Source organism: Sphaerospermopsis sp. LEGE 00249, assembly GCF_014299995.1.
Taxonomy (GTDB): domain Bacteria; phylum Cyanobacteriota; class Cyanobacteriia; order Cyanobacteriales; family Nostocaceae; genus Sphaerospermopsis; species Sphaerospermopsis kisseleviana.
On the sequence record NZ_JACJUZ010000007.1, the window covers coordinates 18,187 to 43,828 of the forward strand.

Below are 25,642 nucleotides of genomic sequence, written 5' to 3' on the forward strand. Positions count from 1 at the left end.
TGGGGACTGGGGATTGAGGATTGGGATATTTGCTCCTCCCTCTATTTCCCCTGTTCATCCCCTAAACAGCTATGACCTTTTTTAATTCGGCGGTAACTTCTTCTTGGGACTGATTACCGTTAACAGTTAAAAGTTTATGGCGATCGCCATAATATTTAATGAGTGGTGCAGTATCTCGGCGATAAACATCCAGACGATGACGAATTACATCTTCAGCATCATCTTTACGTCCTCGTCCCAACAACCGATCTATAACAATGTCATCGGGTGCATCCAGGTTAACCACCTTTTCCTCGTCCTTCTCCATTTTTGCCAACAGTTCTCCCAAGAAAATTGCTTGGGCAACTGTGCGAGGAAATCCATCAAGAATCCAACCATGTTCTGCATCTGGTTTTTGGAGTCGTTCCTCAACCATATCTTCTACAAGTTTGTCAGGAACTAAATCACCCTTATCCATGTATTCTTGGGCTTTTTTCCCCAAATCTGTTTGGTCTGTAATGGCTTGGCGTAAAATGTCCCCAGTGGAAATATGAGGAATATTTAAAAAATCAGCCAAGGCTTTAGCCTGAGTTCCTTTACCCGCACCCGGTGGTCCCAAGAAGATTAATCGCGTCACTATTGTTTCACCATTCCTTCATAGCGTTGAGAGATAACGTAGGTCTGAATTTGCCTTGCCGTATCAATTGCCACGCCCACTAAAATTAATAAAGAGGTAGCACCCAACCCTCTAAAAGTTGGCACGTTTAAAGTGCTTTCTACAGCCGTGGGAATAATAGCCACTAAGCCCAAAAAGAGTGCGCCTAAAAAAGTCAATCTGTTACTGACACGCTCAATATACTCACTGGTAGCCTTACCGGGACGAATACCGGGAATACTAGAACCCATTTTCTTCAAGTTTTGCGCCACATCTACTGGGTTGAGAATCAACGAAGAATAGAAATAGCTAAAGAAGATAATAGAAACCATGTACACCAAAGCATAAACCCAAGAACCAGAACCACTGGGACTGAGGTATGTATTGACGATATTTGCCAAGTCAGCGTTTTTAGTGAAGTTGGCTATTAGCAGTGGCAAACTGAGGATAGCTGCGGCAAAAATAATCGGCATCACACCGCCTTGATTGAGGCGTAAAGGAAGAAAACTCCTCTGTTCTGCCAAAACTCGCCGACCTACCTGACGACGTGCAGAAATAATGGGAATTCGGCGCATTCCTTCCTGCACGAACACAATACCGATAATGGTAGCTATAAAAACCAGTACGAGAACAATCACACGACCGACTATTTCCCGTCCGCCAACTTGTACCAAGTCAATGGTATCGCCTAAAGATTTAGGTAAAGAAGCAACAATGTTGACAAAAATCAACAAAGATGCACCATTGCCAATACCTCTTTCTGTGATCAGTTCCGATGCCCACATGACAAACATTGAACCAGCAGTGAGAGCGATCGCCGTTTCTGCCACAAAAACTGGTCCAGGATTAACGGCAAATTGTTGTAAGAACAATGCTGAAAAAGCCGTACTTTGAACAACTGCCCAACCAACAGTCACATAGCGGGTAATTTGCGATATTTTCCGCCGTCCTGCCTCCCCTTCATTTTTCTGTAAGTTTTCTAAAGAAGGTATGGCGGCAGTCAGCAATTGGATGATAATAGACGCATTGATAAAGGGCAAAATCCCCAGAGCAAATACCCCCAGTGTAGAGAGTCCCCGTCCCGAAAATATATCCAATAAACCGAAAATGGAATTATTGCCGGATATAGCTTCTGCAAATCTCTCCCGATTAATTCCTGGAACTGGTAAAAAGATGCCCAGGCGAACCAAAATTAAAATACCGACTGTGACCAGCAGCCTTCCTCTCAGTCCAGCTGCTTGCGCCATCTGCATAAAAGTTTCTTGAGCCGTTGGGGCTTTGTCTCGACTGATCATAGAGTGCTACCTTTATAGTTAACCAGGCGCTGGAAGCGAGTTGACTAGCTGGGAGTGCTGTTTCCTGGCTCAGTCTAAGACTTCACAACTTCCGCCAGCTGCCTCAATTTTGCTACGAGCTTGGCCTGTGAAAGCTGCCGCTTGCACCTTGAGCGGAATGCCCAATTCCCCATTACCCAAGATTTTCAAGGGGCCTTTAACAGATGTAAGAATCCCAGCTTCCTTCAAAGAAGCCAAAGTTACTTCTGAATTAGCAGGTAGGGAGGCCAACTTCTCTACATTTATCGTAGTGTAAACTTTACGATTAACGACGGGAAACCCCTTGAGTTTAGGTATCCGACGGTACAACGGCTGTTGACCACCTTCAAAACCTGGTCTAGTGCTACTACCGGAGCGAGATTTTTGACCCCGCATACCTAGACCTGCACTAGCACCTTGACCAGCAGAAATACCTCTACCTACACGCTTACGGCGTTTTTTTGAGCCTTTTTGGGGCTTAACATCGTTGAGTCTCATTTGGATTTGGGATTTTAGATTTGGGATTGATAATCTCGTTGTGCTTATGGATTTTATATGAAAAATCCAATCTCAAAGCGTTACTAAATATAGAGATTCTCTACAGCAATACCCCTATCTTCAGCGACTTCCGCGAATGTCCGCAGTGTAGATAGAGCATTAACAGCGGCTCTAGCATTATTCAGAGGATTACTAGAGCCTAATTGTTTAGCGAGAACATTACGTACCCCTGCTAACTCTAATACAGTCCGTACTGCACCCCCGGCGATTACACCAGTACCGGGTGCGGCTGGACGCATGATCACTTTAGCACCACCGCCAATACCATCAATAGGATGAGGAATAGAGTTAGATTTGGTGATAGGAATTTCAATCAGATGTTTTTTGCCATCTGCCACACCTTTTTTAACTGCCCCGATCACATCAGAAGCTTTACCTACTCCCACACCAACTTGCCCGCGTTCGTTACCAACGATGACAATTGCCCGGAAGCTAAGTTTTTTACCACCTTTAACCACTTTGCTAACGCGACGGATTTGAATTACCCGTTCTTGCCAGTTGGTTTCTTCTTTTTTTGCTTTACTTGCTTTACGACGACCCGTTGCCATAATTCATGCTCTCTCAACGTTAGTTGTCATTAGTCATTGGTCATTAGTCATTAGTCATTAGTTTTGCCCAACGCCTAATGTACTATTTTCAATGACTTTAGAAATCTAAACCTGCTTCGCGTGCTGCTTCAGCTAGTGCTTTGATGCGACCATGATAGAGGTTACCACCGCGATCAAAAACGACTTTGGTAATACCTTTTTCTAAGGAACGCACTGCTATCAACTTACCAACTTGCGCTGAGGCATCACAGTTAGCACCAGAAGCTAAGTTAGATTTCAACTCTGGTTCTACAGTTGATGCTGCGACAATAGTTTGATGTTGTGTATCATCAATGACTTGAGCATAAATATGCTCATTAGACCGGAATACAGCTAATCGTGGGCGTTCTTGGGAACCGCTAACTTTACCACGCACGCGCCGATGACGACGCTGTTTTGATTCTCTGCGAGTGAGTTTCATATTTACTTCTTACCTTTACCACCAGTCTTACCAGCTTTGCGTCTGACCACTTCACCGGAGTAGCGGATACCTTTACCTTTGTAGGGTTCAGGTGGACGGACAGCACGAATTTTAGCTGCTGTGTTACCTACCACTTCTTTGTCATAGCCACTGACGATGACATTAGTGTTATTTTCTACAGCAAACTGAATTCCGTCTGGTGGTTCAATTTGTACCTGATGGCTATAACCGATATTCAATACAAGGTTACGGCCTTGAACTTGGGCGCGATAACCAACCCCTTGAATTTCCAAGCGCCGTTGAAAACCTTGGGATACTCCTTCAACCATGTTGGCAACCAGGGTACGGCTTAGACCGTGCATTTGTCTGGAAGTACGGGTTTCATCCCGACGAGTTACCAACAAAGTTTCGCCTTCCTGAGAAACTATGACATTGGCGGGTAGATCACGGGAAAGTTCTCCCTTTGGACCTTTTACCACTACCTTTGTGCCATCTATCGCCACTTGTACTTTGGCGGGAACAGTAATTGGACGTTTACCAATACGAGACATGACTTAATTTTGTCCTTTGTCAGTTATGAGTTGTGAGTACGAGAATGAGTCGTGGTTAATAACCCTGAAAAAATTCTGAACTCCTGAACTCCTGATAGCGAAGCGTGGCGTTAGCCATACTCCTGATCTTCTTGATTACCAAACGTAGCAAAGCACTTCACCACCCAAGTTCTGACGACGCGCTTCACGGTCGGTCATAATCCCACTGGATGTAGAAATAATGGCAATACCGATGCCACCTAGCACTCTTGGTAATTCTTTTCTGTTAGAGTAAACCCGCAAACCAGGTTTACTTACACGCTTCAGTGCTGTAATTAAGGGTTGGCGATTTTTACCTTTGTATTTCAGGGAAATTACTAAGTTACGCTTGACCCCTTCTCCGGCTTCTGAAACTTCAGAAATAAAGCCTTCTTGTTGTAGTACCTTGGCAATACTACGAGTCATTTTTGTCGCTGGCACTTGTGTTGTTTGATGCCTTGCCAGGTTAGCATTGCGGATGCGCGTCAGCATATCTGCAATTGTGTCGTTAGCCGCCATCGTTCCCTCTTTAGATGAACTTATTGATCGCGAAAGGGCATTCCCATTTCTTTAAGTAAGGCACGACCCTCTTCGTCGTTTTTCGCTGTGGTAATGATAGAGATATCTAAACCACGGATTTGATCGATGCTGTCGTACTCGACTTCTGGAAAAATTAGCTGTTCTCGTACACCTAGAGTATAGTTACCTCGCCCATCAAAGCTTTTGGGGCTAACACCACGAAAGTCGCGGATTCTAGGTAATGCGAGGCTGATCAGACGGTCGAGAAAGGCATACATCCGTTCGCCTCTGAGAGTCACCATGATGCCAACAGGCATACCTTGACGAATTTTGAAGCCAGCAATCGCCTTTTTTGCTCTTGTCACTACTGGTTTTTGACCAGTAATCAGGGCAATTTCGTTTAAAGATGCTTCTAATGCTTTAGCATTTTGAGCAGCTTCACCCAAACCCCTGTTAACAGTGATTTTCACCACTTTAGGTACTTGATGTACGTTAGTGTACTGAAACTGTTGGGTTAGTTTGGGGACAATTGTCTCTTGATATACAGTTTTGAGTCTAGTTGTCGCCATAGTTATTTGTCCTGATTATCCCTGGGCTTGGTCAGGGAATTTTAGATTTTGGATTTTAGATTTTGGATTGAATATCTTTAAATCTACTCAAATCTAAAATCTCAACCTGGTTACAGGCTTATTTATCTAAAATCTCACCTGTTTTTTTCAACATTCTCACTTTCTTCCCTTCAGCGGTGAAAGTGTAGCAGACACGACTAGCGACGTTTTGCTTGGTGGAGTAGAGCATCACATTGGAACTATGAACAGGATACTCTTGGTTAACAATCTGACCAGACTCACCTTCTTGCTGAGGTTTAACGTGCTTGGTCTTAATGTTGACACCTTTAACAATAACTTTGCTATCTTGGGGTAGTGCTTTAATCACTTCTCCCACTTTGCCTTTATCTTTACCAGCTATCACTTGTACAGTGTCGCCGGTTTTGACGTGCATTTTATGAAAGACTTTAGGTTTTGGCTTTGCCATTACAGCACCTCCGGCGCGAGAGAAACTATTTTGGTAAAGTTTTTATCGCGTAATTCCCGTGCCACTGGTCCAAACACCCGTGTACCTCTGGGATTGCCATCTTTGTTGATGATGACTGCGGCATTATCATCAAAACGAATGCTCATACCACTGTCACGATTAATACTTTTCTTGGTGCGAACAATTACTGCTTCCACAACATCAGACTTTTTAACAGCCATGTTGGGGTTAGACTCTTTCACAACAGCGATAATTTTATCGCCTACGCCACCATAGCGACGATTACCTGCGCCTAATACGCGGATGCACATGAGTTTTTTGGCACCGCTATTATCTGCGACATTCAGATAAGTTTGGGGTTGAATCACAACTTAGTCTCCCGGTTAGAGTTGTTAATTTTATAACAACCATTTATGTTGTAGCTTTAGCGTTAAGGATTTCTGTAACTTGCCAACGCTTAGTTTTGCTCAGGGGTCGAGTTTCCTGAATCCGCACGCGATCGCCCACTTTGCAGTTATTATCTTCATCGTGAGCCTTATAGCGCCGGGTTTGAACTACGATTTTGCCGTACTTGGGGTGAGGAGCTCGGTTTTCTACAGCGACAACCACGGTTTTTTGCATTTTATCGCTCACTACCAAGCCAACTCGTTCTTTGACTGCCATAATCTCCTACTTTGCTTCTTGAGTCGATTGACTTGCTGCCCGTTTCCGTTCTCCCTCTACTGTCAACAGTTGAGCTAGGCGATGGCGGGCGTGTCTAAACTGGTGAGGTTTTTCTAGCTGTCTAGTGGCTTTTTGCAAGCGTAATTGAAATAGTTGTTTCTTAACAGCGACTATTTCCTCAGCTAGTTTTTCATCACTTAATTCTCTAGCTTCTGAAATCTTGGGAAGAGCCATAACCTATTCTTGCTCCTGTGGTTGAGAGCGCACAATAAACTTAGTTTTGATGGGCAACTTATAAGCCGCCAATCTCATAGCTTCACGAGCTATTTCTTCGGATACACCAGCGATTTCAAACAAAATCCGACCTGGTTTAACTACAGCTACCCAAAATTCGGGATTTCCTTTACCGGAACCCATCCGGGTTTCTGCAGGACGCATGGTAACGGGTTTATCTGGGAAAATGCGAATCCAGATTTTACCACCCCGGCGAATGTAACGAGTCATTGCCCGACGAGAAGCTTCGATTTGCCGGGAAGTAATCCAACATGGCTCTTGGGCTTGCAGAGCAAAATCCCCGAAGTTCAGGGTACTGCCACGGTGTGCTAGACCCTCCATGCGTCCGCGTTGTTGTTTGCGGAATTTCGTTCTTTTAGGACTTAACATGGTTTGCTAATTGGTAATTGGTAATCGGTAGTCGGTGATTGGTAATCGGTAATTGGTAATCGGTAATTGGCTTTTTACTGTCACCTGTCACCTCTCACCTGTCACCTATTACGCTTCATTTGAACGGTCTTCAAATTGTTGGCGACGGCGTTTTTGGTCACGACGACGGGGTTCGCGCTCCCTTCCTGATGGTTGTGGTGCTTCTTCTTGTCCAGGGATAATCTCGCCCTTGAATACCCAAACCTTGATACCCAAAATTCCGTAAATTGTTTGGGCTGTGCAGTAGGAATAATCAATGTCAGCACGCAGTGTATGTAAAGGTACTCTACCTTCACGAGTCCACTCTGTCCGGGCAATTTCCGCACCATTGAGGCGACCACCCACTTGAACTTTAATTCCTTGTACTCCGGCTCTTTGGGCGCGTTGAATCGCTTGGCGCACTACCCGACGGAAGGAAACACGGCGTTCTAATTGTTGAGCGATGTATTCGGCAATTAAATAAGCATCAGCATCAACTTTTTGCACTTCCACAACGTTAATGCGAATTTGCCGTTGACCACCTAACAAGTCTTGGAGTCCGGTACGCAGTGATTCTATACCTTGTCCACCCCGACCTACTACCACACCTGGTCTAGCTGTCCGTAACTCTAAGTCGATTTGGTCAGCTTTGCGCTCAATACGTATTTCGGAAATACCAGCGTTATTTTGAGCGGTTCTTCCCAGTTTTTTTTCTATGTATTGACGGAGTTTGTGGTCTTCTTGCAGCAGTGCTGGATAACGGTCAGGAACTGCGAACCAACGGGATTGATGTTCTTGTGTAATACCCAGACGAAAACCGACTGGATGAATTTTCTGTCCCACAAATGCTTCCTCTAAAATTTCTTACTGTACGCAATTAGTTGTGGCTGTATGAGTGCTTATTTGGCTGCTTATTTAGCAGCAGTAGCACCTGCACCGACAGCAACAGTAATATGACAGGTCGGTTTGCGGATTTGATAAGCTCTTCCTTGCGCTCTGGGTTGAAAGCGTTTTAAAACTGGACCTTGGTCAGCATAAGCTTGAGTAATTACCAATTCTGCCCGATCTAAACCTGCATTGTGTTCAGCATTAGCGGCCGCACTTCTTAACACCTTTAATACTGGTTCACAGGCGCGGTAGGGCATAAATTCCAGGATGATTAGTGCTTCCCGATATGAACGCCCCCGGATTTGATCCAGTACACGACGCACTTTGTAGGGAGAAATGCGGATATAACGAGCGATCGCTTTAACTTCTGTAGTATCAGTTGCCATAATTTTCTCTGTTTTGGTCAGTGGGAATAGGAGTTCAGGAGTATGGCTTACGCCACGCTTCGCTATCAGGAGTTCAGAATTCCACGCATCAATTATTCTTTAACTTCCGCATTTTCTCTGTCACCTGTCACCTGTCACCTTTTACCAAGGACTATCTCCCCGATTTTTTATCACTCTTACCATGACCTCTGTAGGTGCGGGTTGGAGCAAATTCTCCCAACTTATGTCCTACCATTTGTTCGTTCACAAATACGGGGACGTGCTGTTTACCGTTGTGTACAGCGATGGTATGACCCACCATAACGGGTATGATTGTTGAAGCTCTCGACCAAGTTTTGATGACTTGCTTTTCGTTTTTCTCGTTCAGCTTTTCGATTTTGCTGAGTAAGTGATCAGCAACGAAAGGACCTTTTTTTAAAGAACGACCCATAGTTCAATTTTTGATTTTTGATTTTGCGGAAAGTCGGAGCGGCGGTTTCCGCCGATCAGAACTTTTCAAGACGGATTTTGGATTGATAATTTCGGATTTTGGATGATTCAAGCTACTTGTCAAGACTTCTGTTATTTTCATAATTTTGCAGATGCCCACAAGTTAACTGAATCTAAAATCCAAAATTTAAAATCTAAAATTCTAAGACTGACGACCGCCACGACCCCGTTTAGAGGACTTACGGCGACGACGGACAATTAATTTAGTGCTGGCTTTTTTGCGCTTGCGGGTCTTAGCACCTAACGCTGGTTTACCCCAAGGTGTCACAGGACCTGATCTACCAATGGGCGCTCTACCTTCACCACCACCATGTGGGTGGTCTACTGGGTTCATGACGCTACCTCTAACCTTAGGACGGCGACCTTTCCAGCGATTCCGTCCGGCTTTACCAGCACTGAGGTTTCTCGCGTCGGTGTTGCCTACTTGTCCGATGGTGGCGTAACATTCTTTACGTATCATGCGAACTTCACCAGAAGGTAATTTCAATGTCACATAGTTACCTTCTTTAGCCACAACTTGGGCTGTTGCACCAGCAGCACGGACAATTTGACCGCCTTTACCTGCTGTCAGTTCTACGTTGTGAACGTTAGTACCCAAGGGAATGTTAGACAGAGGCAGGGCATTACCATCTTCAAAAGGTGCTTCAGATCCAGCAATAATTTTTGCGCCTACTTTCAAGCCATTGGGATGTAATATATACCGCTTTTCGCCATCTTCGTACTGGACTAAGGCGATTCGCGCATTCCGGTTAGGATCATATTCAATTGCTGTAACTGTAGCTGCTATATTCCGTTTATCTCTCTTAAAGTCGATAATCCGGTATAGTTTCTTGTGTCCGCCTCCCCGACGACGGCTGGTTATCCGCCCTTGATTATTCCGTCCTTTGGCACGATGTACTGATTCAGTTAGTGATTTTTCTGGCTCAGTTTTGGTGATTTCCGCAAAGTCGGAGATTGTAACTTGGCGAGTACTGGGGGTATAAGGGCGATAAGAACGAGTACCCATAAACGATTTGCTTTGCTAATTGGTAATTGGTGATTGGTGATTGGTGATTGGTGATTGGTGATTGGTAATCAATACCTTTCTCAATTCCTGATCCGCCATTCGCCAATTTTTAAACATCTGGGAAGAGAACTTGTCTGATTTTGTCTTCGTCCCCAGCGGCGACGGTAACAATCGCTTTTTTGTACTGAGGCTTGAAGCCGATAAATTTACCTACACGGCGTTTTTTACGTGGTGGTAAGGTGGTGTTAACCTTAACCACTTTGACTGCAAATAAGTCTTCAATTGCCGCTTTAATCTGTGTCTTGGTTGATTTAGGAGTTACTTCAAATGTGTATTTGTTTTGCTCCATGAGGATGGTCGCTTTCTCGGTGAGAATAGGACGACGCACCAAGTCGGGTAGGTTGCGGGGGTCAAAGTTAGGCACTGTAGACCTCCTGAATTTTTGTTAAAGCTGAGGATGTAACTACAATTTTGTCGGCGTGCAGTAAATCAAATACATTTAACTGATCAGCTGCAATTACTTTTAAATTTTCTACATTGCGGGCTGATAAATTCACGTTTTCCGCGATCTCAGACAAAATTAACAAGGTTTTTTGCTCTGGGACTGCTCCCCAACGGGCTAATGCTGCTACCAATTCTTTGGTCTTGGGGCGTTGTAGTTCGTTGCTAAATTCTTCTACAACTATTAAATCTTCTGCACGACTAACAAAGGCTGTCCTCAGTGCTAAACGTCTTTCTTTACGGTTGAGTTTGATGTTGAAATCTCTGGGTTTAGGTCCAAAGATCACACCACCACCACGCCATAATGGTGAACGAATAGAACCTGCACGGGCGCGACCGGTGCCTTTTTGTCTCCAAGGTTTGCGTCCTCCACCTCGTACTTCTGAACGGGTTTTGGTGCTGACTGTACCTTGGCGAGAATTAGTCATTTGTCTGACGAGGGCGCGGTGTACTATGTGCGCCGCTGTTTCTTCTTTGGCAACTCGCAACTCGAAGCTGGTCTGACCAACTTCTTCGCCTTGCCAATTTTTAACTACACTCTCAACCATGTTTGTGTCCTTTGTTAGTGGTCAGTTGCCAGTTAATGCTGACAGCTAATCAACTAAAACTATTTATTACCAACTTTGTTTGTGGGTACTACGTTCACTAAGCCGCCTGGTTTGCCAGGAATCGCGCCTTTAACCAGGATCAGGTTGCGTTCTGCATCTACTTTGACTACGGTCAGTTTGCGAATTGTAACGCGAGTTCCGCCTAGTCTGCCTGCCATCCGTTTTCCAGGATAAACACGACCAGGGGTTGTACCTGCACCGATAGAACCGGGCGCTCTATGGTTTTTGGAACCGTGTGACATTGGTCCACGTCCGAAGTTGTTACGCTTCTGGTTGCCGGCAAAACCGCGACCGATGCTTGTACCAATTACGTCTACAATTTGACCTTCACTAAAAATATCTGCTTTAATTTCTTGTCCTAAAGCATATTCACTGGCTGTATCAGTACGATACTCGTTCAAATGCCGCAATGCTGGGGCTGATGATTTTGCCAAGTGTCCTAGTTTCGGTTGATTCAATGCCTTGGGTTTAACTTCGCCATAGCCAACTTGAATGGCGGAGTAACCGTCGGTCTGTTTTGTTTTAACTTGTGTGACAGTGCATGGACCTGCTTTGATTACGGTGACAGGAATAGCTACTCCTGCTTCGTCAAAGATTTGGGTCATGCCCAGCTTGGTGCCGAGAATACCTACAGACACAGTAACTGGTTCTCCTTATCTAGTTGCTGACCTGGAAATCGGATTTCTAAGAGACAAGTTTCTTAACGTCATTGTGAAGATTCTATCTCCGCAAATTTGGACTGGCGTTTGACAGTGCAAATTTTTGATGACGCAACAAACTTTTTGTCTACTGTTAGGTGAATCCGTCTATTGTTTCACTTTCTTGTCCACCAGAACAGTGATAATTACCTTTTTTATGGGAAGGTATTATTTCTGGTATCAATGCAAGACGCTATTGCTTTGCGTTTTTGTGCAGCAATGCTTTCGTCTAAGCCATTGCTCTGGCACTCTCCGTTGGTAGTAGGACTTAAATGGATGTTTCCATTCAGTATCCATTTCCTGAATACTGCTGTTCAGGCTCTACTGCTTTTAATACCTTAAACTATTGTTTGAGGATTTGCCTTGTTTTAGGGGCTGCGGGAGTGAATTCGGACTGAAGCTTGGTTGTGGCTGTGGGTTATGAGCCTCTAGCTTCTTGTTTTGACCTAAATGCTTTCCTAGTTTACCAGTCTCTTGCTCTTTTCTACCAGATATTGCTGGAAGATTGTTTTTCAGTCATCAATCACTGATGCTGTTTTGGCTTGAGGTTGCTAATTGAGAAAGTTATCTGATTTTACAGTTTGGTCACAATCTAACAATATAATATATTAAGTTGTGTTTGTCCAGTGGTTGATGGGGAAAAATTTTTTTCAGAGGGGTTGATGGTGAGTCTTGATAAAATTCTATAACTTAACTTAACTTAATCTACCATCCAAAGGTAAATAATAGAAATATCTAAGTGGAATAAAACGAAAATCTATGGCACTAATTACCACTGGCAGGGGTTTCATCCGGGATTTGGAGAAATTTGGCTCTTTAGGTGTATTTGTTCCGTTGGAGGGAGGCCACGAAGGTCGGTATCGCCGTCGTTTACGGGCTGCGGGCTATGTTAACCTCCATATTACAGCTAGAGGTTTGGGAGATGTGGCAGCCTATTTGATGGGAGTTCATGGTGTGAGACCTCCCCATCTAGGTAAAAAAAGCACTGGTAGCGGTGCAGCAGTGGGTGATGTGTATTATCTACCACCTTTGATTAGTTCTCATTTGGAACAACTACCACCTAAGTCTAAGGGTTTATTGCTGTGGATTATTGAGGGCAATATTCTTTCTGATCAGGAAGTGGAATATTTAGCGAACTTGCCGAAGTTAGAACCACGGGTGAAAGTGGTAATTGAACGGGGTGGCGATCGCTATTTCCGTTGGACTTCACTGGAAAAAACTCTGTTAGCTAGTTAGTTAATGGTTAATGGTCAGTGGTCAGTTGTTTTTTGGCTGACTGCTGACTCTAAATACACTTCTAGGAGTTCAGTGAGCGTAGTCGAACTGGTGCAACAGGAAGAAAAAGCCAACTTTTGTTAGCATTAGTTAGCTTTTTTGTATCGGAGATAAGAAACCACTCTCTCCTCAAAATTGGCGTGAAGGTGATCAAGCAAAAATGAGACGTAAATCAACTGTTAGGTCAGCTACTACTACTAAACCCTCTATTTTCCAATCTCCTATCTTTAATTTCACCACTATTGCCGTTTTGGGAGGGGTGTTGATTTTAGGTATTGGGATTGGTATTGCATTTAGTTCTACAACTACTTTAACTCCATCCAATGTGGCTTCCCGTGAATTTATTGATACTAAAGCACCAAACCCGGAAATTTGTGTGCAGTATGGAGCAAGTGCGATGGTGATGGATGCGAGATTATTTGTCACTCTGAACCCCTTTAATGTCTATGTTGCCCAGCCGAGTATTCGTCCTGGATGTGTAATCCGTCAAAATAACTGGGCTATTTTAGAAAATAAAAGACTTGTGACTTCTGATCAGGTGAGAGAGTGTAAAAATCGCCTGAATACTTTTGGCTTTACTGGTGACTTGGATAGTGAGAAGCCAGATATTAGGTGTATATATCAAAACGAATCTGCTCAGAATTTCTTCTTATCTCAACCGGGTGCTGTTGCACCAACGCAGGAAACAGAAAGATTCTAGGAGAAGGAGTTCAAGGAGTCAGGAGGCAGAATAATTTTAGATTTTAGATTTTAGATTGAAGTTGACAAAAACAATCCAAAATCTAAAATCTTTTCATTGTATCCCCAGTCACCAGTCACCAGTCACCAGTTAGTGGTTGGTATGGGTTGACCAAATTCGATAATAGGAACGCTAAAATTTTGATTTGAATAATTCTGTGAATTAGGAATATTTGCAGAAGAATTAGGAATTGTAATCATATTGGTGTTTTCTGAAGAGTTGGCAGAATTGGCGGGGATGATGGTTAAGTTGGATAATCGAGAGGGGTTTTGAGAATTTAGGGGTGGTGCTGTAACTAAAGGTTGTTGGTTGGTGGGTAAGTTGGTGGTTGGTGGTGGCAGAGTCATTAAAGATGATGGAGATGGTTGATTGCTGTTAGTGGTGTTATGATGGGAGAATATCGGGCGTAATACCCAGCGCGTGGGTTTTTTTGGGGAAGCGGGTTGCAGTTTTACTTTGCTGACATCGACAAAAGTTCCTGGTTTTAAGTCAATGACTAGGCGGGTGATGTGTGGGCTAAATTGGGAAACGCGAATTTTCTGGATTGTTCCAGAATAGCTTTTTTGGGTGTTGACATTGCCTAATTGGGTGTTAGGCAAATCTACAACTAGACGGGGGGGTTGATCCAGGTAGAAATACTCTGGTTTTGTATTTGCGGAAAGGGTAATTTCTAGCTGTTGGGATTTGGGGTTAAGTTGCCATTTGTTGAGTGTTACTTTTGATTTTGGTAAATTGGCAATTGCCAGATTAATGCAAGTATTTAGGGTTATTGTTGTAGATAATAACAATAAGCTGATCTTCAAAAGATTGGATGGTAAAACTTGCCTGGTTTTGAGTAGACTTTTCATATTTTAGATGTTGTTGATGATTGGTGATTACGAATTACGTTCGCGCAGCGTGCCGGAGGCACTATTACGAATTACGAATTATGTATTGTTTCTTGGTAGCTAGTTTCTAGTAGTAGGGAACTCAGATGAGAGGTAACTTGACTATAACGACGGGTGATAAGTAGGGAAGAACGACATTGAATAGCAAGTTCATCTGTGTATCTTCCTAAAGTTTGTCTTTCAATACCCCAAGCGCGACTAGTACCAGCAATGGTTAAGTCAATATTTTCTGAGGCTGCAAGTACGGCTGACATGGGTTCTGGATCGCTGATGGTTTTGATTTCTATGCGATCGCGTACATTGGCTGGTAGTTGGGAAATCATTCCGTTTAATTCATAACTTAATTCATCTTGGGTTTGATTTGTTGTTAAGACTTGTAAAATCTGCAACATACAGGTATCACGGTTGATGAGTAGTCGCAGGGCAAGGATCAGGGCTAAGTCATCATGGATATTTGCAGAGTAGGGAACTAGCAAATTTTCCAGGCGATCGCCGCCTCTATCTATGAATACTGCTACATCTACTGGTGCGGTGCTGAGAATTTGTCCAACTCTACCACCTAAGCGATTATTACTAAAGGCTGGACGATGCCATCCTACAAGTATTAAGTCAGGTTGTTCTATTTGGGCTATTTGGGCTGTTTCTCTGGCGACATTGCTAGATATGCGAACGATAGGATGGATATAAGAGCGAATGATTGGCGGTTCTAGAGTATCAATTAATTCTTCTAGTTGGTGACGACGCTCGGTAATTAAGCGGTTAGCTTCTGTGGGTGTATTTTCAAAACCGTAGTCTTCCTCTAATTCGATTAAACTGAGAGGATTGATCACAGCAGGTTGTCGATAGTTGAGGGCGATCGCTACTGCTAATTGCACTAAACCTTTTTGGGTGCTGGGGTTGGCTACAGGTACTAAAATCCGATATGGAGTAACAAAAGATTCTATTGTTTCTATTGTGTCTATTATTTCTGTGTTTGTATTTGTCTCTTTTTTTGGTTCTGATTCAACGACATCTAATTTGATTAACTGTTTGGGATAGGTCCATTCTAATAATGGTGATGTCATAAATGTTGTTACCAAAGCCATCACTACCAACATGGTAAATAGCAAAGGTGATATTACTCCTAATTCCAAACCAATATTTAAAACAATTAATTCTGTTAAACCGCGAGTATTCATTAACCAACCCAGGGCTGATGCTTCTCTTTTATTAATCCCACTGACACGGGCGGCGAAGTAAGCACCAAAATACTTTCCTGCTATGGCTACTCCTAAAACTAATGCACATAGTAACCATAATTGTGGACTGTTGAGTAAACCTATTTGGGTTTTTAAACCACTATAGGCAAAAAACACAGGGAGAAGAAAAATTAAGACGAAATCTTCAGTTTTTACGGCTAATTCTCTGACTAATTCGGCATTTTTGGGCATGACTGCACCTAATAAAAATGCGCCGAAAATCAGGTGAATACCGATAAATTCAGTAATGAGAGCAGATGCAACTACTCCCATATAAATTAACGCTAGAAGAAGTTGGCTTAACTTTCCTGTGCGGCGATAATGAGTAAGAAGATGTTTGAGAAACCACCGCCCTACGGTGAACATAAAGCCAATGTAGATGATACTTTCAACAATGGTGAGGATAGCTTTTTGATCGATGCTACCATTACGAGCGACTGCGATCGCTATTGCTAAAATACACCACGCTGTTACATCATCAACGGCGGCACAAGTTAAAGCTAATGTTCCTAATTTTGTCCCTTGTAAATTATTTTCGGTAATAATTCTGGCCAATACAGGAAAAGCTGTGATTGACATTGCTGCACCTAAAAATAAGGCGAAGGCGGTAAAAGATACACTAGCATTAGAAATGAGTGGATACAACAGCAAAGATAAAATCGCAGCTAGAGAAAACGGCACAATTATGCTGATATTGGAAATAATAATCGCTGATTTTAAATTACCGCTAAGATATTTAGGATTTAGCTCTAAACCTATCAAAAACATGAAAAATATTAGTCCTACCTGAGATAAAACATTCAGGAAAGGTACGGTTTCTGCTGGAAACAGTATAGCTGCTGCATGGGGAGCAATGAAACCCAATAATGATGGTCCCAACATGATACCGGCGACAATTTCACCGATGACTAAAGGTTGTTTAATTGATTTAAATGCCAATCCTACTAACCTTGACATTCCAATTACAATTAACACCTCAACCAGAACGAGAATAACTGTGTGCATAGTTTCCTCTTGACTCTTCGGTTTCCCTAAGATGATTCTTTAAAGGATGGCAAAATGTCAACCTTGTTAGACACAATACAGGTGTATTCTATTAATTTTGATGTAAATTATTGTTAAGTAAGAAAAAGCTGTCAGGAGTCAGGAGTCAGTAATGAGCTATCAATAGTTAATAATTAATAATTAGTAATTAGTAATTAGTAATTAGTAATTAGTAATTAGTAATCAGCTAATAGCAGCATTAGCAAGAATTGAAAAGTTTTAATTTCGTGAAGTTTTAATTTCCTAAAGTTTTAATTGCGTGCATTTTATCTGCATCTGTTTCTTTTCATTCTTTGTATTTAAATATTTCAGGTACTGACGGAAACCGACGAAAACCGACGGCTAAATGCTGACAAAAAATCAATTCTTTCTCCTGACTCCTGACTCCTGTACGGGCGTTCGCGAAGCGTGCTGGAAGCATCAGCATTCGGGCGACCAATTATCAATTTTATGAAAAGGCTATTTTCCTGTAAGTAAGGGCGAAGCATTCAGGCGATAAATTATCAATTTTATGAAAAGGTTATTTTCCTGTAAGTAAGGGCGAAGCATTCAGGCGATAAATTATCAATTTTATGAAAAGGTTATTTTCCGAATGCTTCGCCCCTACTTCGCCCCTACGACTCCTGACTCCTTGTTCGCGAAGCGTGGCGAAGCCAATCTCCTGACTCCTAAATTCTTGTAAATATGTCGTTAAATTTTGTTAAGATTGAGTATGGCGTTAGCTTTACCCTTATATCCCCTATCTGAGAGATATTTCATGTTGCGACTGGAACACATTAGCAAAATTTACCCTACAGGCGAAGTTTTAAAGGATATCAACTGGGAAGTGAAACCAGGCGATCGCATTGGTTTGGTTGGTGTTAACGGTGCGGGAAAGTCTACCCAACTGAAAATTATCTCTGGTGAAATAGAACCCACTGCTGGGGAAATTATCCGCCCTGCTAGTTTACACATAGCTTACCTAAACCAAGAATTTGAAGTTGATCCGACGCGGACAGTTAATGAAGAATTTTGGACGGTTTTCAAGGAAGCTAACGCAGTTCAGTTAGCTTTGCACGAAGTACAACGGGAAATGGAAACCGCCACCCTAGAGGAATTAGATAAACTGATTAATAAGTTAGATAAATTACAGCGTCAGTTTGAAGCCTTGGATGGTTATGGTTTAGATGCTCGCATTGGTAAGATTTTACCGGAAATGGGCTTTCAAGTAGAAGATGGCGATCGCCTAGTCAGTGCTTTTTCTGGTGGTTGGCAAATGCGGATGAGTTTAGGTAAAATTCTCCTGCAAGAACCAGATTTATTACTACTAGACGAACCGACAAACCATTTAGATTTAGAAACCATTGAATGGTTAGAAAATTACCTGAAAAAATTACTGACACCAATGGTAATAGTTTCCCATGACCGGGAATTTTTGGATCGACTTTGTACTCAAATTGTGGAAACTGAAAGAGGAATTTCTAGCACTTACCTGGGTAATTATTCATCATATCTGCAACAAAAAGCAGAAAATGAATCTGCACAATTGAGCGCCTTTGAACGGCAACAAAAGGAATTAGAAAAACAACAAGCATTTGTGGATAGATTCCGCGCTAGTGCAACTCGCAGCACCCAAGCAAAAAGCCGAGAAAAGCAATTAGAAAAAGTTGAAAGAATTGAAGCACCAACCGCAGGAGTTAGAACCTTACATTTTCGCTTTCCCCCCGCACCTCGTAGCGGTAGAGAAGTAGTAGAAATCAAAGATTTAACTCATGTTTATGGAGATAAAATTCTGTTTTTAGGTGCTAATTTGTTGATTGAAAGAGGTGATAGAATCGCCTTTTTAGGTCCCAATGGTGCTGGAAAATCTACACTTTTGAAAATGATTATGGGTGTAGAACCATACACAGAAGGAACTGTGAAACTAGGAGATCATAATGTTATCCCTGGTTATTTTGAACAAAACCAAGCGGAAGCATTAGATTTAAATAAAACTGTCATGGAAACCATACATGATGAAGTTCCCGACTGGAAAAATGAAGAAGTCCGCACTTTGTTAGGAAGATTTCTATTTGCGGGTGATACAGTATTTAAACAAGTGGGTGCTTTAAGTGGAGGAGAAAAAGCTAGGTTAGCATTAGCAAAAATGCTATTAACACCTGCTAATTTAATCATTTTAGATGAACCTACCAACCATTTAGATATTCCTGCTAAGGAAATGTTGGAGGAAGCATTACAAAATTATGATGGTACTGCCATTGTAGTATCTCACGACCGTTATTTTATCTCCCAAGTTGCAAATAAAATTGTGGAAATTCGGGACGGAGAATTTCGGGTTTATTTGGGAGATTATCATTATTATTTGCGGAAGATTGAAGAGGAAAAGGAACAAGCAAAGTTAGCTGCAATAGAAGCAGAAAAAGTAGCGAAGAAAGCAGCAAAATCAGCAAAATCCGCAGCGAAGAAGAAGTAGGTTTGTTTTTAAAAACAAGTATTTGTGAGTCCCTGACTTTTTGAAGTTGGGGATTTTTTGTCTGAATCAGACAAAATAAATCACACTGCAAAAAATATAACACCCCTAATTACGTAATACTGTAAAGCAGAAATAAAATAACTTATGTAAATTTTTATTGAACATGGTATAATGATAGTATAATAAATTAATATATCTTAATTTTAATGGGTCAGCATCAGAATTTAGAAAATAGTAATTGATTAATTGAGCTATATTATTAAAAATGGTAAAATCTTAATAATTTCATACTCAAATTTTAATTGTAAACATCTATATATATATATCATTATGAAAGCAGGAGGCAAATATTATGTTATCAACAAACATTGAGCAAGAATCCGTGATTAAGAGAGTTGAGAGAGTAGTATCTATTTTAATGGAAGAGAATCCCATATTTAAAGAAGACCTTAATTATGCTGCAATAGTGAATGATTTAGTGGAAATTTTTGAAAAAACCTTATCTTTTGATGAATTTAATCATATCTCAGATGCAAGTTTAAAAAAACGTTGTGATGGTATTATGGCTGTGAGAATTTTGGCGAAAATTGGTGAAGATTTTACACCCGAACAAATGGCAAATTTTGAAGATGCAATTAAACGAAAATAGAGAATATTATAAAAATAATCAAATAAAAAATATGAATTATTTATTAGATACTAATATTGTTTCTTTAGCCCTCAAACAAAATTCTCTAATTTTGGAAAAGATTGTATTAGCTCAAGCTAAAGAAGACAATATTTTTATTAGTTGTATTACCTATTTTGAAATTAGAAGAGGTTTTTTAGCGGTTGATTCGCCTAAACAAAGAGCCAGATTTAACATATTCTGTCAAAAATATCCGATAATTTTTCTAGATGATTTAGCGATTTTAGAAAAAGCTGCGGAAATTCATGCTGATTTAAGATTAAAAGGTTTACCGATTCAAAGTGAAGATGTTTTAATTGCGGCTACAGCAATAATTAAAGGTTTAACTGTGGTTTCTAATGATAGTGATTTAACCAGAGTTGAAGGTTTAAGTTTAGAAAATTGGTTGTAGGGATAAATGCTAGGTAATAAATGCTCTGTCTCCTAGTGAAAGTGCGTTTTAACGGACTCTTATTCTTATGAACTCCTGAACTCCTGAACTTCTGAACTTCTGAACTTCTGACTCCTCTCTTTTTCAACTTCTTTCTTCAATTTGTGGTTAGTAGTGATATCATTCGGTTATTACAAAAAGTAAAGGGCAATTTTACTATGACCAAAGCACCTGTTGCTCCTGTGGTGCTAGTCATTTTAGATGGATGGGGCTACTGTGAGGACAAGCGAGGAAACGCGATCGCTGCCGCTAAAACTCCCATTATGGACAGTTTGTGGGCGGCCTACCCCCATACCCTCATTCGCACTTCAGGAAAAGCCGTAGGGTTGCCAGAAGGTCAAATGGGCAACTCGGAAGTTGGTCATTTGAATATTGGCGCTGGGCGTGTCGTCCCCCAAGAACTGGTACGCATCTCCGATGCGGTTGAAGACGGTTCTCTGTCCGCTAACCCAGCACTTGTAAACATTTGCCAGGAAGTGAAATCACGAAATGGCAAGTTACACTTGATTGGACTTTGTTCTGACGGTGGGGTACATTCCCACATTACCCATCTCTTTGGGTTACTGGACCTAGCCAAATCACAGCAAATTTCAGATGTATGTATTCACGCTATCATGGACGGGCGTGATACTCTTCCCGCAGATGGAATAAAAGCCATCGCACAACTGCAAGATTATATAGACCGCGTGGAAATAGGGCAGATAGCCACTATTAGCGGTCGTTATTATGCGATGGACCGCGATCGCCGTTGGGATCGAGTCCAACGAGCTTATGATGTAATGACGCAAGAAGGCGCTGGCAACGGAAAAACAGCGTTAGAAGTCTTGCAAGCCTCTTATGCTGAAGGCGTAACCGACGAGTTTATTGTTCCCGTCAGAATTACTCCTGGCGCAGTTGCACCTGGCGATGGGGTGATCTTTTTCAATTTCCGTCCCGACCGCGCCAGAGAATTAACTCAAGCTTTTGTTAGTGTTCATTTTCAGGGTTTTGAGAGACAGCAAATTACACCTCTGTCTTTTCTGACATTTACCCAATATGACCCAGAGTTAACTGTCTCTGTGGCCTTTACTCCCCAGAACTTGACGAATATTCTGGGTGAAGTGATTGCAAATCATGGTCTAAAACAGTTCCGCACGGCAGAAACGGAAAAATACGCTCATGTCACCTATTTCTTTAATGGGGGACTAGAGGACCCTTATGAGGGAGAAGATCGGGAACTGGTCAGCAGTCCAATGGTGGACACCTACGACACAGAACCCGCAATGTCCGCAGAGGCGGTGACAAAGGTGGCGATCGCTGCCATTGAAAAGGGTATTTACTCTTTAGTAGTGATGAACTACGCTAACCCCGACATGGTAGGCCACACAGGAAAAATAGAAGCTACAGTCACAGCGATTGAAACAGTTGACCGATGTTTAGGCAGACTTATAGAAAGTGTCGGCAAAGTTGGCGGTACAATGCTAATTACAGCCGATCACGGTAACGCTGAGTATATGGCAGATGAGGATGGTAATCCTTGGACGGCACATACAACTAACCCCGTTCCCTTCATTTTGGTAGAAGGGGAAAAGGTGAAAATACCCGGATATGGTGCAAATGTTGACTTGCGACATGATGGTAAGTTAGCTGATATTGCACCCACTATTTTGGATATTTTACAAATTCCTCAACCAGAAGAAATGACTGGTAAATCTCTACTAAGAGCCGCAGAATATGATTTACAGCTTTCTCGTACTCCTGTACAAGTAGGTTTGTAATCTATTTCTCTTCTTTGACAGTTAACTTTTTACAGTTAACTGTTTTTTAGAGGTAATGGGTAATGGGTAATTGGTAATTGGTAATATTATCCCAGTCACCAATCACCAATCACCAATCACCAATCATCAAATTTTTAATTAACCGTGTTACGTTAAATAATATTCAAGATCATCTTTGGGAATTTTTAATTACGTATGTCGATTACTAACATTGTGCAAGGAATTTGGGCATTTTCTGCTTTAGGTTTAATTGTCCTGGTTTTACTACATAGCCCTAAAGGTGATGGTATTGGTGCTATTGGTGGCCAAGCTCAACTCTTTAGCAGTACCAAAAGCGCAGAAAATACATTAAATCGTGTCACCTGGGCGTTAGTAGTAATTTTTCTCGGTTTAACAGTGGTTTTAAGTGCTAACTGGCTACCTAAATAAGTAAAACCTAGATAAGTAAAAATGGGAAAAATATCCCAAAAATCAATATCCAAAACCCAAAATAGAAATCATCATTTTTTTGGGTGGAAATTATTAACAGTTCTGACTTTATTCATAATTTCAGGGCTGTTAGTTATTTTGACGAATTTTCATACTCATGCCCAAGAACCTAACCCCCAACCCCGTTCCCTAGCAGAGAAGGAGACTATAATTTCCCCTTTCCTTGTAGCAGAGAGGTTAGGGGAAAAGTCAATACAAAAACCCCATCCTTTACCACTAAGTTTAGAAAAATGGCAAGATCAAAATAACAGTGGTGATTATTTTGAGCAAATTCAACCTACAAAATATGGTTATTTAATTTGGTCACATTTCCCGATTCAAGTAAATATTGAAACTCCTACAAATATCAATCAACAACAAGCGCAAACATGGGTAAATCAAGTTTCACAAGCTATTAAAGAGTGGAATAATTTTTTACCTTTAGAATTAGTAGAAAATTCAGAAATTGCTGATATTAAAGCTGATATTAAAGCTGATATTAAAATTATGCGTCAACGTCCACCTTTACAAATAAACCCCATTAGTAAAATTCCCCGTGCGCGTTCTGCATTAGCGACATACGAGTTATATAATCAAAATAATTTTTTATTACACCGTTTTACTATTTTATTAAGTCCCACTCAAACAGGGGAACATTTGCAAGCAGCAGCACGTCATGAAATGGGACACGCTTTAGGAATTTGGGGTCATAGTCCCGTAGAAACTGACGCACTTTATTTTTCTCAAGTTCGTAACCCTGTATCTATTTCTAGCAGAGATGTGAATACTTTAAAGAAGATTTATCAACAGTCTACAAGTTTGGGGTGGTCAAATGTGGAAAAGTAATATAGTAGGAGTCAGTGGTTCGACTTACTTCGACTGCGCTCAGTACAAGTCGCTCACCAACCGGAGTCAGAAGTCAGGAGTATAAGCCTATTTTAGTAAGACTTTGATGATAAATTGATGTCTTAACTACCCTGTGTTGGGCTATAAGTTAATATTTGTGAAATATGGAAGATTTATAACTTCTGATAGATGTATAAAATTTAAAGTTGCAAATTTAAAGTTGCAAATTACAACAATGAATGAAACTGATTTAGCTTTTACCCCAGCTTTAGAGTTAGCACAATTAATTCGTCGTCGGGAAGTTTCACCTCTGGAATTGACAGAACTATATTTAGATAGAATTTCTCGCTTCAATCCCCAATTAGGAAGTTATTTTACTGTCACAGCAGATTTAGCTATTGCTGACGCTAAAGCAAAAACAGAATTACTCACAACCGCTTCAGAATTACCGCCATTTTTTGGTGTTCCCATTTCTATTAAAGATTTAAACGCCGTAGCTGGTGTTACTTGCACTTACGGAAATCCAGCTTTCGTTAAAAATATCTCTAACTATGATGATGGCGTAGTGAGCAAAATTAAACAAGCCGGTTTTACAATTTTGGGAAAAACTGCGACTTCTGAATTAGGTTCTTATCCTTACAGTGAACCTACGGGTTTTACCCCAGCTAGAAACCCTTGGAATTTAGAATATACTCCTGGGGGTTCTAGTGGTGGTGCTGCGGCCTCTGTGACAGCAGGATTATGTGCGATCGCTCAAGGTTCAGATGGTGGTGGTTCAATTAGAGGACCTGCGGCTTGTTGTGGTGTGGTGGGAATTAAACCAGCAAGGGGAAGAGTCACACAAGCACCGGTAGGCGATCGTATGGGAGGAATTGCTGTTAATGGTCCCATAGCTAGAACTGTATCAGATGCAGCAGCCATGTTAGATGTAATTTCTGGATATATTACCGGAGATCCTTATTGGTTGACAAATCCAGAACCTTCATTTTTAGCAGCAACCCAAGTAAAAAACCAGAAGTTAAAAATAGCTTTTAGTACCAGTATTACTCCCTTGGGAGATGCTGACACAAACTGCAAACAAGGAGTATTAAAAACAGTTAAATTATTAGCAGAAATTGGACATGAAATAGCAGAAAAATGTCCTGATATGAGTGGTTTAGTAGAACCATTTCAAATAGTATGGCAATCTGGAGTAGCAGCAGCAGGAATACCCCCAGAAGCACTGCAACCATTGAATCAATTTTTATTATCGAGAACAGGTTCTGCGGGTGAATATTTGCAAGCATTAGCACAAATGCAGATAGTTTCCCGGCAAATAGTCGCCTTTTTTGATAATATTGATGTGTTAGTATTACCGGTTTATTTGCACTCACCCATTAAAGTTGGTGAATGGGAAAATTTAACCCCAGAAGAGATATTTCAAAATATTATCAAATGGGTTGCACCTTGTCCAGTAGCAAACGCAACAGGATTACCTGCAATAGCGATTCCTGTAGGTTTTGATAGTAATGGTTTACCCCTGAGTGTGCAATTAATAGGTAAACCTGCGGACGAGTCTACTATTATTAGTTTAGCAGCACAATTGGAAACCGCTAATCCTTGGATTCAACATCGTCCAAATCTCTGAGTTAGTGTTAATAAGATGGTAATGTTGTCTGAATCAGGATATCCATGATTTTCAGGATTTTCATCAAAAATAAATCATGTTTTTCTGGAAATCCTGTTAATTTATGATTTTCACTTTTTACAGCAATTATGAATTACAAATTACGAATTACGAATTACGAATTATTCTGTCGTTTATCAACAACCAAAACTAAACAAAGTGCAGCAACAGCTTTTTCCCATTCCTGACGAACTTTGACATCTTCCACACCATCAAATAAACTAACTAAACGAGGAACAGCTGCTTCCAAAGCTGCTGGTGAAACAGGACGATGTAACTCAACGAGGTGATTTAAACTTTCTTGATGATGGAGAAAATTAATTACCCATTTTGTTGTATGATCTGGACTATCAGGAACACGCTTAACCCCTAATTCGTTTTTTAACCAATTATAAAAAGGCGGTAAATGTTCAGCTAAAACTTGTCCTGCTGTGGGTAAAGTCTCGCGCAATAGTTGAATATCTAAACTGTCTAATTCTTGTTTTAGTGCTTCTGATTTCAGTACCTCATCTAAAGGTGTAGAAAGTATTGCTTCTATTTCTGATTGAGAAAAATCTAAATGCTGAGTAAAGGTAGAAATTGCTGTTGACATTTTC

Annotated in this window: 33 protein-coding genes; 9 read left to right on the forward strand and 24 right to left on the reverse strand. The window is 41.3% G+C overall.

Features of this window, described 5'->3' with window-relative positions:
• Positions 1 to 61 precede the first annotated feature (61 nt).
• From H5968_RS04045 to rplC, 20 genes are all read right to left on the reverse strand, one after another.
• Positions 62 to 616 carry an adenylate kinase gene (locus tag H5968_RS04045; protein WP_096570388.1) on the reverse strand — a complete coding sequence of 185 codons (555 nt, stop codon included), beginning with the start codon at positions 614 to 616 and terminating at the stop codon, positions 62 to 64.
• The gene (gene secY / locus H5968_RS04050; protein ID WP_096570386.1) at positions 616 to 1,929 is read right to left on the reverse strand and encodes a preprotein translocase subunit SecY; all 1,314 of its coding nucleotides are present in this window, start codon (positions 1,927 to 1,929) and stop codon (positions 616 to 618) included. Before secY ends, H5968_RS04045 begins: the two co-directional genes overlap by 1 nt.
• A 69-nt stretch (positions 1,930 to 1,998) precedes the next feature.
• Positions 1,999 to 2,445: a 50S ribosomal protein L15 gene (gene rplO, locus H5968_RS04055; protein WP_096570384.1), complete on the reverse strand. Its 447-nt coding sequence runs from the start codon at positions 2,443 to 2,445 to the stop codon at positions 1,999 to 2,001.
• Between the two features lie 83 nt (positions 2,446 to 2,528).
• Positions 2,529 to 3,053, reverse strand: coding sequence for a 30S ribosomal protein S5 (gene rpsE, locus H5968_RS04060; RefSeq protein ID WP_096570382.1), 525 nt, complete (start codon positions 3,051 to 3,053; stop codon positions 2,529 to 2,531).
• A 97-nt stretch (positions 3,054 to 3,150) separates the two neighbouring features.
• The gene (rplR, locus tag H5968_RS04065; protein WP_096570380.1) at positions 3,151 to 3,513 is read right to left on the reverse strand and encodes a 50S ribosomal protein L18; all 363 of its coding nucleotides are present in this window, start codon (positions 3,511 to 3,513) and stop codon (positions 3,151 to 3,153) included.
• A gap of 2 nt (positions 3,514 to 3,515) precedes the next feature.
• Positions 3,516 to 4,064 (reverse strand): 50S ribosomal protein L6, encoded by a 549-nt coding sequence (rplF, locus tag H5968_RS04070; RefSeq protein WP_187038905.1) that lies wholly within the window; start codon positions 4,062 to 4,064, stop codon positions 3,516 to 3,518.
• Between the two features lie 135 nt (positions 4,065 to 4,199).
• Positions 4,200 to 4,601 carry a 30S ribosomal protein S8 gene (gene rpsH / locus H5968_RS04075; RefSeq protein ID WP_096570376.1) on the reverse strand — a complete coding sequence of 134 codons (402 nt, stop codon included), beginning with the start codon at positions 4,599 to 4,601 and terminating at the stop codon, positions 4,200 to 4,202.
• 20 nt (positions 4,602 to 4,621) lie between these two features.
• Positions 4,622 to 5,170: a 50S ribosomal protein L5 gene (gene rplE / locus H5968_RS04080; RefSeq protein ID WP_096570375.1), complete on the reverse strand. Its 549-nt coding sequence runs from the start codon at positions 5,168 to 5,170 to the stop codon at positions 4,622 to 4,624.
• 118 nt (positions 5,171 to 5,288) lie between these two features.
• Positions 5,289 to 5,636, reverse strand: coding sequence for a 50S ribosomal protein L24 (gene rplX, locus H5968_RS04085; protein ID WP_096570373.1), 348 nt, complete (start codon positions 5,634 to 5,636; stop codon positions 5,289 to 5,291).
• Positions 5,636 to 6,004 carry a 50S ribosomal protein L14 gene (rplN, locus tag H5968_RS04090; protein ID WP_096570371.1) on the reverse strand — a complete coding sequence of 123 codons (369 nt, stop codon included), beginning with the start codon at positions 6,002 to 6,004 and terminating at the stop codon, positions 5,636 to 5,638. The genes rplX and rplN overlap by 1 nt, the downstream gene beginning before the upstream one ends.
• 43 nt (positions 6,005 to 6,047) lie before the next feature.
• The gene (gene rpsQ / locus H5968_RS04095; protein ID WP_096570369.1) at positions 6,048 to 6,299 is read right to left on the reverse strand and encodes a 30S ribosomal protein S17; all 252 of its coding nucleotides are present in this window, start codon (positions 6,297 to 6,299) and stop codon (positions 6,048 to 6,050) included.
• Positions 6,300 to 6,305: 6 nt separating this feature from the next.
• Positions 6,306 to 6,533, reverse strand: a complete 228-nt coding sequence (rpmC, locus tag H5968_RS04100; protein ID WP_096570367.1) for a 50S ribosomal protein L29 — start codon at positions 6,531 to 6,533, stop codon at positions 6,306 to 6,308.
• 3 nt (positions 6,534 to 6,536) lie between these two features.
• Positions 6,537 to 6,962, reverse strand: a complete 426-nt coding sequence (gene rplP / locus H5968_RS04105; protein ID WP_096570365.1) for a 50S ribosomal protein L16 — start codon at positions 6,960 to 6,962, stop codon at positions 6,537 to 6,539.
• A gap of 108 nt (positions 6,963 to 7,070) precedes the next feature.
• Entirely contained in the window at positions 7,071 to 7,823 is a 753-nt protein-coding gene (gene rpsC, locus H5968_RS04110) for a 30S ribosomal protein S3 (RefSeq protein ID WP_096570363.1), read from the reverse strand.
• A 68-nt stretch (positions 7,824 to 7,891) separates the two neighbouring features.
• Complete coding sequence (gene rplV, locus H5968_RS04115) at positions 7,892 to 8,254, reverse strand: 50S ribosomal protein L22 (protein WP_096570361.1); 363 nt, start codon at positions 8,252 to 8,254, stop codon at positions 7,892 to 7,894.
• A 151-nt stretch (positions 8,255 to 8,405) separates the two neighbouring features.
• Entirely contained in the window at positions 8,406 to 8,684 is a 279-nt protein-coding gene (rpsS, locus tag H5968_RS04120; RefSeq protein WP_096570360.1) for a 30S ribosomal protein S19, read from the reverse strand.
• Between the two features lie 201 nt (positions 8,685 to 8,885).
• Positions 8,886 to 9,749 (reverse strand): 50S ribosomal protein L2, encoded by an 864-nt coding sequence (gene rplB, locus H5968_RS04125; RefSeq protein WP_096570357.1) that lies wholly within the window; start codon positions 9,747 to 9,749, stop codon positions 8,886 to 8,888.
• A gap of 109 nt (positions 9,750 to 9,858) precedes the next feature.
• The gene (locus H5968_RS04130) at positions 9,859 to 10,173 is read right to left on the reverse strand and encodes a 50S ribosomal protein L23 (protein WP_096570355.1); all 315 of its coding nucleotides are present in this window, start codon (positions 10,171 to 10,173) and stop codon (positions 9,859 to 9,861) included.
• On the reverse strand, positions 10,166 to 10,798 hold the full coding sequence (gene rplD, locus H5968_RS04135) for a 50S ribosomal protein L4 (RefSeq protein ID WP_137665975.1): 633 nt from the start codon (positions 10,796 to 10,798) through the stop codon (positions 10,166 to 10,168). The genes H5968_RS04130 and rplD overlap by 8 nt, the downstream gene beginning before the upstream one ends.
• Positions 10,799 to 10,857: 59 nt before the next feature.
• On the reverse strand, positions 10,858 to 11,496 hold the full coding sequence (gene rplC, locus H5968_RS04140) for a 50S ribosomal protein L3 (protein WP_096570351.1): 639 nt from the start codon (positions 11,494 to 11,496) through the stop codon (positions 10,858 to 10,860).
• A gap of 819 nt (positions 11,497 to 12,315) precedes the next feature.
• Between rplC and H5968_RS04145 the strand changes: the two genes are divergently transcribed.
• Complete coding sequence (locus tag H5968_RS04145; protein WP_187038906.1) at positions 12,316 to 12,792, forward strand: NAD(P)H-quinone oxidoreductase subunit N; 477 nt, start codon at positions 12,316 to 12,318, stop codon at positions 12,790 to 12,792.
• A 199-nt stretch (positions 12,793 to 12,991) separates the two neighbouring features.
• Complete coding sequence (locus tag H5968_RS04150; RefSeq protein ID WP_096570346.1) at positions 12,992 to 13,531, forward strand: DUF3172 domain-containing protein; 540 nt, start codon at positions 12,992 to 12,994, stop codon at positions 13,529 to 13,531.
• Between the two features lie 122 nt (positions 13,532 to 13,653).
• On the opposite strand, the gene H5968_RS04155 is transcribed toward H5968_RS04150, so the two are convergent.
• The 3 genes from H5968_RS04155 to H5968_RS25045 all read right to left on the reverse strand — a co-directional run bounded on the left by H5968_RS04155 (position 13,654) and on the right by H5968_RS25045 (position 17,227).
• A complete protein-coding gene (locus tag H5968_RS04155) occupies positions 13,654 to 14,418 on the reverse strand; it encodes an AMIN domain-containing protein (protein ID WP_187038907.1) in 765 nt (254 codons plus the stop codon).
• Between the two features lie 71 nt (positions 14,419 to 14,489).
• Positions 14,490 to 16,700, reverse strand: coding sequence for a cation:proton antiporter (locus tag H5968_RS04160; RefSeq protein ID WP_187038908.1), 2,211 nt, complete (start codon positions 16,698 to 16,700; stop codon positions 14,490 to 14,492).
• Positions 16,701 to 17,047: 347 nt separating this feature from the next.
• Complete coding sequence (locus H5968_RS25045; RefSeq protein WP_222620550.1) at positions 17,048 to 17,227, reverse strand: hypothetical protein; 180 nt, start codon at positions 17,225 to 17,227, stop codon at positions 17,048 to 17,050.
• A 269-nt stretch (positions 17,228 to 17,496) separates the two neighbouring features.
• On the opposite strand from H5968_RS25045, the gene H5968_RS04165 reads away from it, so the two are divergent.
• The 7 genes from H5968_RS04165 (at position 17,497) to H5968_RS04195 (ending at position 25,007) form a co-directional block, all read left to right on the forward strand.
• Positions 17,497 to 19,191, forward strand: a complete 1,695-nt coding sequence (locus H5968_RS04165) for an ABC-F family ATP-binding cassette domain-containing protein (protein ID WP_187038955.1) — start codon at positions 17,497 to 17,499, stop codon at positions 19,189 to 19,191.
• Between the two features lie 352 nt (positions 19,192 to 19,543).
• Positions 19,544 to 19,840: a hypothetical protein gene (locus H5968_RS04170; RefSeq protein ID WP_187038909.1), complete on the forward strand. Its 297-nt coding sequence runs from the start codon at positions 19,544 to 19,546 to the stop codon at positions 19,838 to 19,840.
• 31 nt (positions 19,841 to 19,871) lie between these two features.
• Positions 19,872 to 20,270, forward strand: a complete 399-nt coding sequence (locus tag H5968_RS04175) for a type II toxin-antitoxin system VapC family toxin (protein ID WP_187038956.1) — start codon at positions 19,872 to 19,874, stop codon at positions 20,268 to 20,270.
• 197 nt (positions 20,271 to 20,467) lie between these two features.
• Positions 20,468 to 22,066: a 2,3-bisphosphoglycerate-independent phosphoglycerate mutase gene (gene gpmI, locus H5968_RS04180; RefSeq protein WP_187038910.1), complete on the forward strand. Its 1,599-nt coding sequence runs from the start codon at positions 20,468 to 20,470 to the stop codon at positions 22,064 to 22,066.
• Between the two features lie 195 nt (positions 22,067 to 22,261).
• Positions 22,262 to 22,495: a preprotein translocase subunit SecG gene (gene secG, locus H5968_RS04185; protein WP_096570332.1), complete on the forward strand. Its 234-nt coding sequence runs from the start codon at positions 22,262 to 22,264 to the stop codon at positions 22,493 to 22,495.
• A gap of 21 nt (positions 22,496 to 22,516) precedes the next feature.
• Positions 22,517 to 23,380, forward strand: a complete 864-nt coding sequence (locus H5968_RS04190) for a matrixin family metalloprotease (protein ID WP_187038911.1) — start codon at positions 22,517 to 22,519, stop codon at positions 23,378 to 23,380.
• 235 nt (positions 23,381 to 23,615) lie between these two features.
• A complete protein-coding gene (locus H5968_RS04195; protein WP_187038912.1) occupies positions 23,616 to 25,007 on the forward strand; it encodes an amidase in 1,392 nt (463 codons plus the stop codon).
• A 154-nt stretch (positions 25,008 to 25,161) separates the two neighbouring features.
• Here H5968_RS04195 and H5968_RS04200 read toward each other — a convergent pair whose 3' ends face one another.
• Positions 25,162 to 25,638 (reverse strand): hypothetical protein, encoded by a 477-nt coding sequence (locus tag H5968_RS04200; RefSeq protein ID WP_187038913.1) that lies wholly within the window; start codon positions 25,636 to 25,638, stop codon positions 25,162 to 25,164.
• Positions 25,639 to 25,642: the final 4 nt, after the last annotated feature.

What these genes read in the sequence shown, in the direction of transcription:
- rpmC (WP_096570367.1), bottom strand. Translation starts at nt 6,533, where the DNA reads ATGGCTCTTCCCAAGATTTCAGAAGCTAGAGAATTAAGTGATGAAAAA.
- gpmI (WP_187038910.1), top strand. Translation starts at nt 20,468, where the DNA reads ATGACCAAAGCACCTGTTGCTCCTGTGGTGCTAGTCATTTTAGATGGA.
- rplF (WP_187038905.1), bottom strand. Translation starts at nt 4,064, where the DNA reads ATGTCTCGTATTGGTAAACGTCCAATTACTGTTCCCGCCAAAGTACAA.
- H5968_RS04170 (WP_187038909.1), top strand. Translation starts at nt 19,544, where the DNA reads ATGTTATCAACAAACATTGAGCAAGAATCCGTGATTAAGAGAGTTGAG.
- rplE (WP_096570375.1), bottom strand. Translation starts at nt 5,170, where the DNA reads ATGGCGACAACTAGACTCAAAACTGTATATCAAGAGACAATTGTCCCC.
- H5968_RS04160 (WP_187038908.1), bottom strand. Translation starts at nt 16,700, where the DNA reads ATGCACACAGTTATTCTCGTTCTGGTTGAGGTGTTAATTGTAATTGGA.
- H5968_RS04175 (WP_187038956.1), top strand. Translation starts at nt 19,872, where the DNA reads ATGAATTATTTATTAGATACTAATATTGTTTCTTTAGCCCTCAAACAA.
- H5968_RS04155 (WP_187038907.1), bottom strand. Translation starts at nt 14,418, where the DNA reads ATGAAAAGTCTACTCAAAACCAGGCAAGTTTTACCATCCAATCTTTTG.
- H5968_RS04150 (WP_096570346.1), top strand. Translation starts at nt 12,992, where the DNA reads ATGAGACGTAAATCAACTGTTAGGTCAGCTACTACTACTAAACCCTCT.
- rplR (WP_096570380.1), bottom strand. Translation starts at nt 3,513, where the DNA reads ATGAAACTCACTCGCAGAGAATCAAAACAGCGTCGTCATCGGCGCGTG.
- H5968_RS04145 (WP_187038906.1), top strand. Translation starts at nt 12,316, where the DNA reads ATGGCACTAATTACCACTGGCAGGGGTTTCATCCGGGATTTGGAGAAA.
- rplD (WP_137665975.1), bottom strand. Translation starts at nt 10,798, where the DNA reads ATGGTTGAGAGTGTAGTTAAAAATTGGCAAGGCGAAGAAGTTGGTCAG.
- rpsQ (WP_096570369.1), bottom strand. Translation starts at nt 6,299, where the DNA reads ATGGCAGTCAAAGAACGAGTTGGCTTGGTAGTGAGCGATAAAATGCAA.
- H5968_RS04200 (WP_187038913.1), bottom strand. Translation starts at nt 25,638, where the DNA reads ATGTCAACAGCAATTTCTACCTTTACTCAGCATTTAGATTTTTCTCAA.
- rplX (WP_096570373.1), bottom strand. Translation starts at nt 5,636, where the DNA reads ATGGCAAAGCCAAAACCTAAAGTCTTTCATAAAATGCACGTCAAAACC.
- rplO (WP_096570384.1), bottom strand. Translation starts at nt 2,445, where the DNA reads ATGAGACTCAACGATGTTAAGCCCCAAAAAGGCTCAAAAAAACGCCGT.
- H5968_RS25045 (WP_222620550.1), bottom strand. Translation starts at nt 17,227, where the DNA reads ATGCTTCGCCCTTACTTACAGGAAAATAGCCTTTTCATAAAATTGATA.
- rplB (WP_096570357.1), bottom strand. Translation starts at nt 9,749, where the DNA reads ATGGGTACTCGTTCTTATCGCCCTTATACCCCCAGTACTCGCCAAGTT.
- secG (WP_096570332.1), top strand. Translation starts at nt 22,262, where the DNA reads ATGTCGATTACTAACATTGTGCAAGGAATTTGGGCATTTTCTGCTTTA.
- secY (WP_096570386.1), bottom strand. Translation starts at nt 1,929, where the DNA reads ATGATCAGTCGAGACAAAGCCCCAACGGCTCAAGAAACTTTTATGCAG.
- rpsE (WP_096570382.1), bottom strand. Translation starts at nt 3,053, where the DNA reads ATGGCAACGGGTCGTCGTAAAGCAAGTAAAGCAAAAAAAGAAGAAACC.
- H5968_RS04195 (WP_187038912.1), top strand. Translation starts at nt 23,616, where the DNA reads ATGAATGAAACTGATTTAGCTTTTACCCCAGCTTTAGAGTTAGCACAA.
- H5968_RS04165 (WP_187038955.1), top strand. Translation starts at nt 17,497, where the DNA reads ATGTTGCGACTGGAACACATTAGCAAAATTTACCCTACAGGCGAAGTT.
- H5968_RS04190 (WP_187038911.1), top strand. Translation starts at nt 22,517, where the DNA reads ATGGGAAAAATATCCCAAAAATCAATATCCAAAACCCAAAATAGAAAT.
- rpsH (WP_096570376.1), bottom strand. Translation starts at nt 4,601, where the DNA reads ATGGCGGCTAACGACACAATTGCAGATATGCTGACGCGCATCCGCAAT.
- rpsS (WP_096570360.1), bottom strand. Translation starts at nt 8,684, where the DNA reads ATGGGTCGTTCTTTAAAAAAAGGTCCTTTCGTTGCTGATCACTTACTC.
- rplV (WP_096570361.1), bottom strand. Translation starts at nt 8,254, where the DNA reads ATGGCAACTGATACTACAGAAGTTAAAGCGATCGCTCGTTATATCCGC.
- rplP (WP_096570365.1), bottom strand. Translation starts at nt 6,962, where the DNA reads ATGTTAAGTCCTAAAAGAACGAAATTCCGCAAACAACAACGCGGACGC.